This is a genomic window from Algoriphagus sp. (assembly GCF_029254265.1).
Classification (GTDB): Bacteria; Bacteroidota; Bacteroidia; order Cytophagales; family Cyclobacteriaceae; genus Algoriphagus.
Map to the genome: position 1 here is coordinate 13997 of NZ_JAQWXX010000038.1, position 13332 is coordinate 27328.

Below are 13332 nucleotides of genomic sequence, written 5' to 3' on the forward strand. Positions count from 1 at the left end.
TCCAAACCCTGGCCTTTTTAAAATTACGCTAATCGAGTCGATAAATAGTAACTACCAAAAGACATACTTCCTATGAAAAAGCAAATTTTTCTTCTTTTCCTACTCATGACCTACATCACGGTTATTTCACATGCCCAACTGCCTAAACTCAAAATAGGCGGCAAGAAGGATAGCACTGAAGTCGCAAGTGAGCCAAAGACACCAAAAGTTAAGAGTGCTGGAGGCAGTAATTTGATGGGAAAAATCCTCACCAAAACAGCCATGCTTGCGGGCTCTCTTGGAGGATCTGCTTTTGGAATGGTCAGTTCTACAGACAACTTGGAAGAAGTGGTAATGACAGGAGGCGTTTGGCATAATTTGCGAAATAAATCTGTCGGTACCGTAGACATGACATTTTTTGGGGATTGGTCTTCTGGAGGAAATATGACGATGCTTTCATTTACTCAAAAATCAAGAACTGGATGGACAAAAATTGAGGGTGACATCACGGTGAATGGCAAAATAATAGAAGGCGATAATTTTGGGATATATTCAAGTTTTGAACCAGCAAATCTTTCTTCACCAAAGGAAGTATTAATAAAGACAAACAGTGGACAAGAGGCGTCATTCACCATCCCTGCTGCTAGTCAAACTTTTGAATTACTTTCCATTAACGGTCAGAATGAAAACCCTTCGGTTGATTTTTCTCAAGATGTCACGCTAGAGCTCTCGCTTGGTGAAAATTTCGATAAAAACATTCCCATGTTCGTTCAAATGACGGCCAGGGTTCTTGGTATTAGCACTTTTTATCCGGTAGGTTACTTTGAACCAGCCACCACACTGGTGATTCCAGCAGCAGCTTTTAGAAATATTGGTATCGATCCAACCAACGACAAACTCGCCAATTACAGTAGCATCTATTTAGAAATCGCACGCGCAGAAATCCTCAAACCAACCGATCTTATTGGGGAGATTTCCATCCCTCAACTGGTAGTAAACTATGCGGATGGAAGGTCCTTGAATATTGTAAAGGGTCCAGAAATGAATAACGGCATTAAATACAAGGGCACAGAAAAATTTCAAAATGGTGGAATGGATTACGACTTTTTGAAGCCAAATGCATTCTACAGCCGCCCACTATCCCAAATCAAAAAAGCAGGTGTTTTATCACTTAGTATTACGGGGACAACTTATGTACAAGGAAAAACTACCTCCTCATCATCTTCATTCAGCGCCGGTGGCACTACCTACACGAGTACTACAACTACGACCACTTCGGCCTCATTTCCACAGATAGCGGATGAACTCTGGGAGGATGTCTTAGAAAGTTTTTACAACGACTTCACCAAAATCATTGAATCAGAATACAATACCACGTTTGTACCAATTGATATGATCACGGATAGCGATGCTTATCAGAATCTAATACCTTACTCAAGTGATGATGAAAATACCACCACAGAATTTCAATATTCCTATAAAAACACGGTTGCACTCCAAAAGGTATTACCCTTCGTACCATTGACTGGAGGACCAAATGATGTCATGAAGGAAACTGGTGTAAATGCACTTTTCAAAATAATGCTGGATCTAAAAATCGCCTTCGATCGAGGAAATCCTGTGATGATTCCTACACTAAACGTTGAACTTTTGGGCGTATCCAATGGAGACCCGAATGATGTGTTAGCTAGTCCGACTAAATATTTTCAAGGAGAAATTGTTGGCGATGGAGTTCGATATCCCGCCGCAAATCTTTCGAAAGAGGATCTTGATAAAGTAATCAGAAAATCAAATTTGTTAGATCTTTTTCAACGGAGCATCCAGGAATTAAAAACCAGAGAATTAGCTAATCCAGATTACCAAACTGTTTGGGAGAAGTCCTTCAATAGGTAGAAAAGCGGAAAACTATATCGTAATTGACTAAAGCTAATCGGGATTTTCGTTAACCCGATTAGCTTTTTCGTAATTTGAAGTATTTACAACGACTTTTATAACTGTACTATTTTTAGAAATTAGCTCAAATCATTTTGAGCTATTGTGCAAAAATTCATTCCTTCTAAAACAGTTGAATAGCACAAATAAATAGACTTAAATTCGCTAAGATTAGCCTGATGGGCTTCCAAAACTTGTAAATTATGGTGAAAATAATTTTACAAGCCTAGTCACTCCATGCCTCACCCCTCCAATAAATCCTTTTATTCCTTTATGTTTTTCACGCTATTACTTATTGGATGCCAATCAAAATCCAGCACCGAGGAACAAGTAGAACCGAGGCAATTTGATCAATCCCTAGCAGATGAACTCAAAGCTTTGGCCGAAGTAGATCAGGTTGCGGCTAATATTCCACAGGGTGAATACACCAAACTCAGCAAAAGGGATTGGCACAACTTTAAAGACAGTGTCTTTCGAGCCAATCAAATCCGAGCAGCTCAGCTACTCGAAAAACATGGATTTATTGGATATGATTTTGAAATTGGGCGTGCTTTCCCAATTAATCTAGGGGATAGTGCTTCGGTCGATGTACGTAGAAAGGCACTCGGAATGGAATCCTTAGAATCATACCTCAACGAAATGACTGAGATGCATTTTATGATGAATAAAGGCTATTATTCCGAAAAGGGAATTACCTCACCAAGTTTTTATCCAATTGAAAAATAAATCCAAACCATCCAAATAATGAAACGCCGGCCATTTATAAAAAATCTAGGATCACTTTCAGGAGCATTGACAGGCTTAAGTTTTTTGAGCTTTCCTGCATTAGGTTCTGAAAAAGAGAAATCATTAAAACTGATAAAAAGCTTTCAAGAAACTCAGCCAGTTTTCAAATTCATCACTGCATCCGATGGACACTTTGGCCAGCCAAACACAGATTTTGTAACGTCTCATCAAAACTTACTAGCAGCGATAAAACGAGAATCGGATGTAGACTTTGTCGTCTTTAATGGTGATTTGATTCATGACGATCCAGTATACATGCCGGAAGTCAAGAAAGTTTATGATCAACTAACCCTGCCCTACTATGTGGTAAAGGGAAATCATGATCGGGTATCCGAGTCCAAATGGCAGGAAATCTGGGGTCAGCCGGCAGACTACTTTTTTCCTTTCAATTCCAAGCAAGGCGTAATGATTCTCAACTCTTCCAATGAAGCAGGAGATTACCGCTGTGTAGATCTCGAGTTTTTGAGACTGGGTTTGGAAGAAAGCAGCAAGCTGGAGCAAGTGTTTATTTTTATCCATATCTCCCAAAATGATTGGACAAGACATGGAGTAGATTGCCAGGAAGTTTTGGATTTGATTGCGAGCTATCCCAATGTGAAAGCAACTTTCCACGGGCACGATCACGACGTGGATGGATTGATGTGGGATCAGAAAAAACCTTATTTCTGGTCGGGGCATTTCGGAGGTAACTGGGGCAATCCCTTTCCAAGCTATAGAGTCTGCCAAGTGGATGAATCCGGCAAAGTAACTACCGCTTTAAAGCGTGTGTCTGATGGGCAGATTTTGAATGCGCATTCCGTTTAAATAAATTGAAGGTGCGTGCTGTTTTTCCCTTGGAGAAAAGCACCAAAACACCCAATTAAGACTATGAATTCATCTAAACTCCTTTACATTGCATTTTCAGTTTTCTTTCTGGAAAGTTGTTCTCCAGAGCCAACTCAGGTAAAAAGCGAACCAAACATTCTCTTTATCCTTGTCGATGACCTCGGTTACAGTGATGTAGGCTTTATGGGTTCGGATTTTTATGAGACTCCCAATCTGGATCGACTAGCTACCAAAGGAATGATCTTTACCAATGGCTATGCAGCGAGTGCGGTTTGCAGTCCTTCACGAGCAAGTATTTTAACCGGGAAATTTGTAGCCAGTCATGGAATTACTGACTGGATCGGTGCACCCGAGGGAGAGGGTTGGCGAAAATACAATCGCCATTCTAAGTTGCTTCCAGCCACCTATGAACACGCTTTACCCCAGCAATTGATCACAATCCCTGAAGCTTTAAAAGCCGTTGGTTATAAGACTTTTTTCGCTGGAAAATGGCACTTGGGAGGAAAAGAGAACAATTCACTTCCCACAGATCATGGATTCGAAATTAACAAAGGAGGATTTGAGGTAGGCAGCCCAGCAGGAGGCCGATACTTTTCCCCATTTTCAAATCCGTATCTCGAGGATTTTCCTGAAGAAAAAGGAATGAATCTTCTGATGAGGTTAGCCCAAGAAACCAATGCCTTTATCGAGCAAAATCAGGATCAAAAATTCCTGGCCTACTTGAGTTTTTATGCGGTTCACGGTCCTATCCAAACAACTGAGGAACGATGGAATAAATATCAGGCTAAGGCAGAAGCAAAAGGAATCGATTCCATAGGCTTTGAAATGGAGCGTGTACTTCCAGCCAGAAAGCATCAAGACAACCCAGTTTATGCAGGTTTGATCGAGCAAATGGATGAAGCTGTAGGATCTGTGATTTCAAAGTTGGAGGAACTCGGCTTAGCTGATAATACCATTATTGTATTTACATCTGATAATGGCGGTGTAGTTTCTGGTGATAATTACTCCACCAACCTAGACCCACTTCGAGGTGGCAAAGGCTATCAGTGGGAAGGAGGAACACGAGTTCCCTATTTGATCTATGTACCTTGGTTGGACAGCAAAGGCAAGAAGAATGACACGCCTGTTTCAGGTGTGGATTTTTTACCGACACTTTTGGATTATGCTGGCGAAAAAATTCAACAGGAATCGATAGATGGGAAAAGTTTAAGAACAATTCTTGAAGGTGGAAATATGGCAGAGCGCCCGCTATTTTGGCACTATCCTCACTATGGGAATCAAGGTGGCGAACCCAACGCAACGATTCGAAAAGGAGATTGGAAATTGATTCATTATTGGGAAGATGGACATCAGGAACTTTATAAGTTGTCTGAAGATATTGGAGAACTGAATGACTTGTCGACCCAAAATCCTGAGAAAGCTAAAGACCTTTCGCAAGAACTGATGGCATGGCTTCAAAAAAGTGGTGCCAATTATGCCAGTCCAGACCCGATCTACTCCCCGGACTCAGCTGCTATGGTTAACCTTCGCTACCGGACTACTCTTTTGAATCGTCTGGAAGAAGAACGTAGAAAAATGCTCTCTAGAGACTTTAAACCTAATTTGGATTGGTGGGGAAGTAAAACAGTAGATTGAAAATCCATTTTCCTTTCATCAAAAACTCATCAGTTTTAAATCCTGCCCATAAGATTCTTTTTATATTGAATTTAGCTTTTCAAACTTAAACCCACCCAAAAGAATATGAAGTACCGACAGCTCGGCAAGACAGGTTTAGAAGTTTCCATTCTTGGCTTCGGTGCCTCCCCTTTGGGAAATGTTTTTGATGTTTGCGACGAAAAGGAAGGAATTCAATCCGTTCACTATGCCATCGATCATGGGGTAAATTTCTTTGACGTCTCCCCCTTTTATGGATTGACCTTGGCAGAAACAAGACTTGGAAAAGCACTGGAAGGAAAACGAAAAGAAATCATTCTCGCCACAAAATGCGGTCGCTATGATTTGCAAGACTTTGACTTTTCCAGAGAACGTATTTTAAAAAGCATTGATGAATCACTCTCTCGGTTGAAAACTGATTACGTGGATTTATTCCAACTCCATGACATCGAATTTGTAGATAAAAATCAAATCATCGACATCGCAATTCCAGCGATTCGGGAAGTCCAACAATCCGGAAAAGCAAGATATATTGGAATTACCGGTTTGCCCGTTCGCTACCTCGCTCAAATCGCCCGTGAAGTAGAAATCGACACTGTACTTTCCTGGGCGCATTTCAATTTGCTGGAAGACGAGATCAACGATGAGTTAGTGCCACTTTCTAAGGAAAAGGGCTTTGGATTGATGAATGCCGCGCCATTGATGCAACGAATCCTCTCTCCTGCTCCACTTCCGGAATGGCATCGCTCTCCAGACGAAGTCAAAGCTATGCAACCCATTTTATTGGCTATTTGTGAGAAATATGGAGTATCCCTTTCGCAGGTAGCATTGCGATTTGCGATGGGACATCCGGATATTGCTACAACTATAGTAGGAATGAATTCCATGGAAACCATTCGAGAAAATGTAGTTGCTGTAGATTTTCAGATTCCGCAAGGACTTTTGGAAGAAATTGATGCTTTGCTCGCTCCAGTGAAGAACAAAATGTGGTTTGAAGGAAAAGCAGAGAATAATCTGTAGCAGTGTCACAGTGGGCAGTTGGCAGTTGGCAGTTAACAAAATCAAATTAAACAATTGACATTTTCAGGGGCCTGTTGACTGTCTATAATTTTAATTAAATCCAATAAAACCTATGAAAGCACTTGTCCTTACACAAATCGGAAAATCCGAAATTCAGGAAATTGAAAAGCCCATTCCGAAATCGGGTGAGGTTCTGCTCAAAGTAGGGATGGTAGGTTTTTGTGGTGGGGACATGAACAGCTTCAAGGGACTTTTTCCACTTCAGGAATACCCAAATATTCTCGGCCATGAAGTCGGCGGCACGATTGAAAGTCTAGGTTCGGATGTTCCAGATCATATCCAGATAGGCGAAAAAGTCACTGTTTACCCTTATCTCGCCTGCGGAAAATGCGTGGCCTGCCGAAAAGGTCAAATCAACTCCTGCAAAGAAAATAAAACTATGGGCGTGCGTCGCCCAGGAGCAATGACAAGATATATCACCTTGCCTTGGACAGATATTTTTCCATCATCAAAACTTTCATTGCGCGAACTGGCCTTGGCCGAACCACTAACTGTGGGGTTTCATGCAGCCGATAGAGGAAGTATATCTGAGCAAGACAATGTAGCAATCATCGGCTGTGGAATTGTGGGCTTGGGAGCGGTAGCCTCAGCAGTCAATCGGGGGGCAAAAGTGATAGCTGTGGATCTCGACGACAGTAAATTGGCAATTGCCAAAAAGATTGGAGTCGCTTACACTATCAATCCAAGTCGAGAAAACCTCCACGAAAAGCTTCAAGAATACACGAATGGAGACGGGCCTGATTTCATCATTGAAGCAGTCGGAAGTCCACAAACTTACAGACAGGCTGTTGAGGAAGTCGCTTTCACAGGCCGAGTGGTCTGCATCGGCTATGCCAAAAAAGAGGTGGAATTTAACACTTCACTTTTTGTCCAGAAGGAAATCGAGATTTTGGGTTCAAGAAATTGTGTAGGAAAAAAGGATTTTCCTGAAGTAATAAGCTACCTAGAAACCGGGAAATTTCCAGTTGATGAAGTAATCAGCAAAGTGATTTCTATAGATGAAGCTCCAGAAACACTAGCAAATTGGGCTGCAAATCCAGCTGGAATCATTAAAATTATGATTGACTTTGACCGATAAACCCATGATCAAATCCGCAGTAACCGTTGCCCTCGTCCCTCAAATCAAATCCGGCCCTTGGATTTTTTGGGAGAATTTGGAGCAAGCCATGGCCAAAGCCGAGAATTTAGGTTTCGATGGAATCGAGCTTTTCACTGCTGATGCCAATGCAATTGATCCCGAAGAATTAAGCTATTCATTGAATATGCACAAGCTGGAATTAGCTGCTGTGGGAACGGGTGCAGGAAAAGTGATTCATGGTCTGACGCTAACCGACCCCAACCCTGAAATTCGAAAAAAAGCCATTTCATTTATTTCTGAGATGATTTCGTTTGGAGCCAAGTTCAATGCTCCGGCAATTATCGGATCGATGCAAGGAAATGTATTACCCGGAAATGATCGTGAATTGACTTTGAGTTGGCTGGCGGAAGGATTGGAAATTCTCGGGGAAAAGGCTTCTGCCGAAGGAGTATTTCTAATTTACGAACCACTCAATCGCTACGAAACCAACCTTTTCAATACCCTGGAATCAGGAGCAAGTTTTCTGGAAAAACTGGAAACCCAAAATGTGAAATTACTTGCTGATCTCTTTCATATGAATATTGAAGAAGCTGATATCGCAAAAAGCATTTTGGAAAATGGAAAGTATATCGGACACATCCATTTTGCAGACAGTAATCGCCAGCCAATTGGAATGGGACATACTGAGATGGAATCTGTTGCTGAAGCAATCAAGTCGATTAATTACGAAGGCTTCATTTCAGCAGAGGCTTTCCCATTCCCTGATCCGGATGCTGCTTCAATCCAGACCATGCATGCATTTAAAAAGTATTTTGAAAACTGTTAATTGAATAATGAAATTAGAATACATCATCGAGGAAAAGGACTTCTTGAACTTTCAACTATTCACCTATTCCACTTCAGAAAGACTTCAAAAGAAAAAACAAAAAGAGTGGCTTTTTTTGACAGGAGGGTCAGCCTTAGGAGTCGCATTTTCTTACTTCAATGATTTACACTTTTCAACTATTTATTTTGGAATATTCACTGTAATGGTAGGATTATTCTATCGAAAGTATTTTGATTGGAGGTTTGAAACAACCTACAAAAACCATGTCAAAGAACATCATTCAAACTCTTTTGGAGAATTAGAATCTCTTGAAATTCAGGAAAATGGAATATGTTCAAAAAACAAAATCGGAGAAACCAAAATCAATATCTCACAAATAGAAAAAGTCGATGAGACAAAAAATTATTTCTTTTGGAAAATCTCAAATGGATTTTCTTTGATAGTCCCAAAGGATAGAATAAATGACTCAGATACATTAAGGCATAAAATTCATGAGTTACAAATTAAATTAGTGTCAAATACTTCTATTTACTAAGTTCCCCCTTACTGTAATTCTAAGAATCTAACGCTATGAAACGCTACTGCCTTACCCTTGACCTCATCGACGAACCGGAATCTATTCGGGTTTATGAAAATCATCATGCCGCTGGAAATGCTTGGCCGGAAGTCACTCAGCATGACAAAGATTGTGGTATTCTGGACATGGAAATCTACCGAACCGGTAATCGGATGTTTATGATTATGGAGACAACCGATGATTTTTCTCTGGAAGAAAAAGCCCATAAAGATTCCCAAAGTCCAATTATCCAAAAATGGGAAGAATTGATGTGGACTTTCCAGCAACCCATCCCTTGGGCCAAACCCGGTGAAAAATGGGTGCTGATGGATCGGATATTCAAATCTGGTTCATAGTCCGCACCTCAACCTATTTCAATTCTCTGTTCTCCTTATCTCTATTCTCTTGAAAAACTTATTTATCTTTTTCCTCGCCATTTTAGCTTTTGCTTGCAGTCCTGAAGAAAAAACTAAAGAAATTCCCCGAATCGCTATAGCCGGATTAGCCATTGAGTCAAGTACATTTTCGCCAGCTCTTACCGAAGAAGAAGCCTTCAAAGCTCGCAGAGGTACCGAGGTGTTTACGTTTTATCCCTTTTTAGCTGAAGATTCACTGGATCGAAAGCGTGCAAATTGGATCCCAACCCTTCGAGCTCACGCACTGCCGGGAGGCACCGTAACTCGAGAAGCTTACGAATCTTTGGTCAATGAAACCTTGGATCGATTGAAAGTCGACCTTCCGTATGATGGTTTGTTTTTCGATATCCATGGCGCCATGAGTGTGGTGGGTTTGGATGATCCGGAAGGAGATTTTATAGTGCGAGTTCGGGAAGTCATAGGTTACGAAACACTAATTTCAACCTCCATGGACCTCCATGGAAATGTCTCTCCAAGATTAGCAGAAAACTCCGATTTGATCACTTGCTACCGAATGGCTCCTCACGAAGATGCGCTCGATTCCAAAAAAAGAGCGGTAGAAAATCTGCTCGATCGATTGGAAAGCGGAAAAGGAAAACCAGCTTTCAAGGCTTGGATTCCTGTTCCAATTTTGCTTCCAGGTGAAAAAACCAGCACTCGAATTGAACCTGGGAAAGGACTTTATGCTAAAATCCCAGCTTTGACAGCAAAAGAAGGGGTGATAGATGCCGCTATTTGGATGGGGTATCCTTGGGCGGATGAGCCCCGAAATCACGGTGTGGTAATGGTCACTGGAGATGATGAAGCCGAAGTAAAAGCCGCCGCTGAGTATTTAGCTAAAAGCTATTGGGAAGTTCGGAATGAATTTGAATTCGTAGCTCCCGTTGCCACGCTTGATGAGAGTTTGGCCATGGCATTGAAAAGCGACAAGAAGCCATTTATGATTTCAGATATGGGGGACAATCCCACTGCCGGTGGTGCTGGAGATGTGACTTGGACATTGAATGAAATCCTGAAAAGGCCAGAGTTCAAATCGGCAACTGGTCCTTCAGTAATTTATGCCTCCATTCCAGGTCCAGACTTGGTTGAGAAGGCGATGGCGGCAGGAGTGGGAAATCAAGTAACTGGAATGGCTGGAGCAATGGTAGATAATCGCTTTGCACCACCATTAAATCTAACTGGTACAGTGGAAGCAATTTTAGAAGGCGACATTGATGCCGGAGTGGAAGTGGTTGTAAAAATTGGCTCTGTACACGTGATCGTAACTCAAAAACGCAAACCTTATCATAACGAGTCTGATTTCACCAATCTCGGTTTGGACCCAAGAAACACAAATATAGTCTTGGTGAAGATCGGCTACCTTGTCCCTGAACTTTACGATATGCGAGGGGATTGGATCATGGCTTTGACACCAGGTGGCGTCGATCAAGATTTGGAGCGTCTGGGTTACAAGCGGATCAATAGACCGATGTTTCCACTGGATAAGGATATGGCGGACCCGGATCTTGCTGCTCAATTTATACCTGCTTCAGGTCAAACGAAGTAAGTTTTGAAAAATTAAATTCAAATGCTGTTCCAAACGGAGCTGCATTTTTTCAACTTAAACTCAACTAATTACCATGAAAAAACTGTTTTTACTTCTATTTTTCCTCGGTTCCCACTTAACCACTTTTGCCCAGCAGAAGGCTCTTTCCGATGAAATTCAAATTCAAAACCTGATTCAGGAATCGTTTGACACACTCTTCTCCACATTCAATGCAGGTGCTATTGAACGCTATTACACCCAAGACTTTATCCTTTTGGAGGATGGGGAAATATGGGATAATGAATTCATTAAAAATTACTTCAATGAAGCCATCAAAAAACAGCCTATTCCAACCCGGGTGAATAAGTTTGACTTTATCAAAACTGAAGTAGATGGAAATATGGCCTGGATAGCCTATAATAACTATGCAACCATTTCTCGAAATGGAGAAATTATACGTGACATTCATTGGATTGAAAGTGCGGTTGCGATCAAAACACCCAATGGTTGGAGATTGAAAATGCTTCACTCCACTCCTGCCAAAAAAGAATAAGCGATGGCTTTTTTGAAAACCATTTTCATATTATTCTTAGTCTCTCTAATTTCTTTTTGTAACGCATTGGCACAGAAGAATTATGAAATTTCAGATGATGCCAAACAGATTCTATTCCTCGGAAACAGCATCACCTACAGCGGAGAATACCTCGCCTATGTAGAGACAATATACCGTTTGAATAATCCAGAAAGCAAACTAGAATGGATTAATCTAGGCTTGCCTAGCGAGACAGTTTCGGGACTCTCAGAAGAAGGTCATGCTGGAGGAGCTTTCCCAAGACCGGACTTGCACGAACGATTGGATCGAATCTTCTCTCAAATTCAGCCCGATTTGGTATTTGCGAATTATGGTATGAATGATGGGATTTACCTGCCTTTTGACACCACGCGTTTTAACAAATATGCAGGTGGAATGAGATGGCTAAACTCAAAAATTCAGGCAATTAATGCTACTCCAATCTTCGTTACGCCACCAATTTATGATCCTGAAAAAGGCATCCCCTACTCGCTTACTCTAGACTTCTATGCGGATTGGTTAATCGCTCAAAAATCTGAAAAGGATTGGAATGTAATCGATATCCATTTCCCAATGAAAGCCTATTTGGAGACCCAACGAAAAACAAACCCAAGTTTCTACCTGGCCAAAGACGGAGTGCATCCAAATTCAACAGGTCATTGGTTGATGGCAAAGCCAATATTGGAATTTCTTGGAATTACCGATTCTGATTCATTTATAACTTTTGAAGAATCGATAGCTGACTATCCAAATGGCTTAGAGGTATTTATTTTGATTTTGCAAAAGCAAAAAATCCTTCGTGATGCGTACTTGAGTAAGACCCAACATTTACGTCCAGGAATACCAGAAGGGCTACCTTTAATAGAAGCTGAAAAACAAGTGGAGCTTCTAGAAAATCAAATCCGAGACTTATTGGTTAGTAAGTAGCAATTCAATCCTTCGCTTTAAAAAATTTAAGTTTTAATGGATTTATTTAGCTCTGACAAAAATCTTCTCCCATTCGATGGCACAGTGAATTACTTCGGCTATGTCCTACCTAAACCTGAAGCTGATCACTTCTATCAGCGCTTGATGGAAACAATCGAATGGAAAAATGATCAAGCAATGATGTTTGGGAAATTGATTGAAACCAAGCGAAAAGTGGCATGGTACGGTTCAGAACCCTTTCAATACACCTATTCCAAAATCACCAAACAAGCACTTCCTTGGACAGCCGAATTAAAAAGCCTGAAAGAAATCTGCGAAAAACATACGGGAGAAACCTACAATTCTTGTCTTCTGAACCTTTACCATGACGGTTCGGAAGGAATGGCTTGGCATAGCGACGGGGAAAAGGATTTGAAAAAGAACGGTTCGATCGCCTCGATGAGTTTTGGTGCGGTTCGGAAATTCGCTTTTAAGCATAAAGAAACCGGAGAAAAAGTGGATGTGATTCTGGAGCATGGTAGTTTGCTTGAAATGGCTGGTACCTGCCAAACGCATTGGCTTCATCGACTTCCTCCTACCACCAAAGTGACGCAACCAAGGATCAATTTGACTTTTCGGACAATCGAAAAATAATTCATCAAGAAGGAAGCTAAATCATTTTTACATTTAGCTTAGCTTATAATTCAAAATCTCATCTCATGGACTATCCTCACAAAACCACCTTCCAGTTTATCAGCGAACCTTCAGATATCAATTTTGGAGGAAAAGTTCATGGAGGTTCTGTGATGAAATGGATAGATCAAGCCGCTTACACTTGTGCTCGAACTTGGGCAGAAAGCTACTGTGTCACCGTCTATGTGGGTGGTATCCGGTTTTATAAGCCGATCAGCATTGGTGAAGTAATCAAGATCGAATGTGCGGTGATTTACACCGGTTCTTCCAGTATTCATATTATGGTGGAAGTGTATTCCCGGGATTTCTCAGAGCATGTCTTCGAAAAAAAGACGCATTGCATTATCATCTTTGTGGCTGTGGATGAAAAAGGTGAGCCAAAGAAAGTTAAACCTTGGGTCCCTCAGACGGATCAAGAAAAGCATTTGGAAGAATACGCAATTCGCCTAAAAGATTTGAGAGAAAATATTCACAATGAGATGAAGCCGTTTTTTAATGAGTGATGG

The 13332-nt window shown here is 41.1% G+C and carries 14 protein-coding genes; all 14 read left to right on the plus strand.

The window, feature by feature from the left end:
- Positions 1-72 precede the first annotated feature (72 nt).
- The 14 genes from P8O16_RS04885 to P8O16_RS04950 all read left to right on the plus strand — a co-directional run bounded on the left by P8O16_RS04885 (position 73) and on the right by P8O16_RS04950 (position 13329).
- Positions 73-1872: a hypothetical protein gene (locus tag P8O16_RS04885; RefSeq protein WP_300311460.1), complete on the plus strand. Its 1800-nt coding sequence runs from the start codon at positions 73-75 to the stop codon at positions 1870-1872.
- Between the two features lie 276 nt (positions 1873-2148).
- Positions 2149-2637: a hypothetical protein gene (locus P8O16_RS04890; protein ID WP_300311462.1), complete on the plus strand. Its 489-nt coding sequence runs from the start codon at positions 2149-2151 to the stop codon at positions 2635-2637.
- Positions 2638-2655: 18 nt separating this feature from the next.
- The gene (locus P8O16_RS04895) at positions 2656-3501 is read left to right on the plus strand and encodes a metallophosphoesterase (RefSeq protein ID WP_300311464.1); all 846 of its coding nucleotides are present in this window, start codon (positions 2656-2658) and stop codon (positions 3499-3501) included.
- A 63-nt stretch (positions 3502-3564) separates the two neighbouring features.
- Positions 3565-5157 carry a sulfatase gene (locus P8O16_RS04900; protein ID WP_300311466.1) on the plus strand — a complete coding sequence of 531 codons (1593 nt, stop codon included), beginning with the start codon at positions 3565-3567 and terminating at the stop codon, positions 5155-5157.
- Between the two features lie 105 nt (positions 5158-5262).
- A complete protein-coding gene (locus P8O16_RS04905) occupies positions 5263-6195 on the plus strand; it encodes an aldo/keto reductase (protein ID WP_300311468.1) in 933 nt (310 codons plus the stop codon).
- A gap of 112 nt (positions 6196-6307) precedes the next feature.
- On the plus strand, positions 6308-7333 hold the full coding sequence (locus tag P8O16_RS04910) for a zinc-binding alcohol dehydrogenase family protein (RefSeq protein WP_300311470.1): 1026 nt from the start codon (positions 6308-6310) through the stop codon (positions 7331-7333).
- Positions 7334-7337: 4 nt separating this feature from the next.
- Positions 7338-8159, plus strand: a complete 822-nt coding sequence (locus P8O16_RS04915; protein WP_300311472.1) for a sugar phosphate isomerase/epimerase family protein — start codon at positions 7338-7340, stop codon at positions 8157-8159.
- Positions 8160-8166: 7 nt separating this feature from the next.
- On the plus strand, positions 8167-8694 hold the full coding sequence (locus P8O16_RS04920; protein WP_300311474.1) for a YcxB family protein: 528 nt from the start codon (positions 8167-8169) through the stop codon (positions 8692-8694).
- Positions 8695-8729: 35 nt separating this feature from the next.
- Positions 8730-9071: an L-rhamnose mutarotase gene (locus P8O16_RS04925; RefSeq protein ID WP_300311476.1), complete on the plus strand. Its 342-nt coding sequence runs from the start codon at positions 8730-8732 to the stop codon at positions 9069-9071.
- Between the two features lie 64 nt (positions 9072-9135).
- Positions 9136-10677 (plus strand): M81 family metallopeptidase, encoded by a 1542-nt coding sequence (locus P8O16_RS04930; protein ID WP_300311543.1) that lies wholly within the window; start codon positions 9136-9138, stop codon positions 10675-10677.
- Positions 10678-10750: 73 nt separating this feature from the next.
- Positions 10751-11209 (plus strand): nuclear transport factor 2 family protein, encoded by a 459-nt coding sequence (locus tag P8O16_RS04935; protein WP_300311478.1) that lies wholly within the window; start codon positions 10751-10753, stop codon positions 11207-11209.
- Between the two features lie 3 nt (positions 11210-11212).
- Entirely contained in the window at positions 11213-12154 is a 942-nt protein-coding gene (locus P8O16_RS04940) for an SGNH/GDSL hydrolase family protein (protein WP_300311480.1), read from the plus strand.
- Positions 12155-12190: 36 nt separating this feature from the next.
- The gene (locus P8O16_RS04945; protein WP_300311482.1) at positions 12191-12787 is read left to right on the plus strand and encodes an alpha-ketoglutarate-dependent dioxygenase AlkB; all 597 of its coding nucleotides are present in this window, start codon (positions 12191-12193) and stop codon (positions 12785-12787) included.
- 65 nt (positions 12788-12852) lie between these two features.
- A complete protein-coding gene (locus P8O16_RS04950) occupies positions 12853-13329 on the plus strand; it encodes an acyl-CoA thioesterase (protein ID WP_300311484.1) in 477 nt (158 codons plus the stop codon).
- Positions 13330-13332 lie beyond the last annotated feature (3 nt).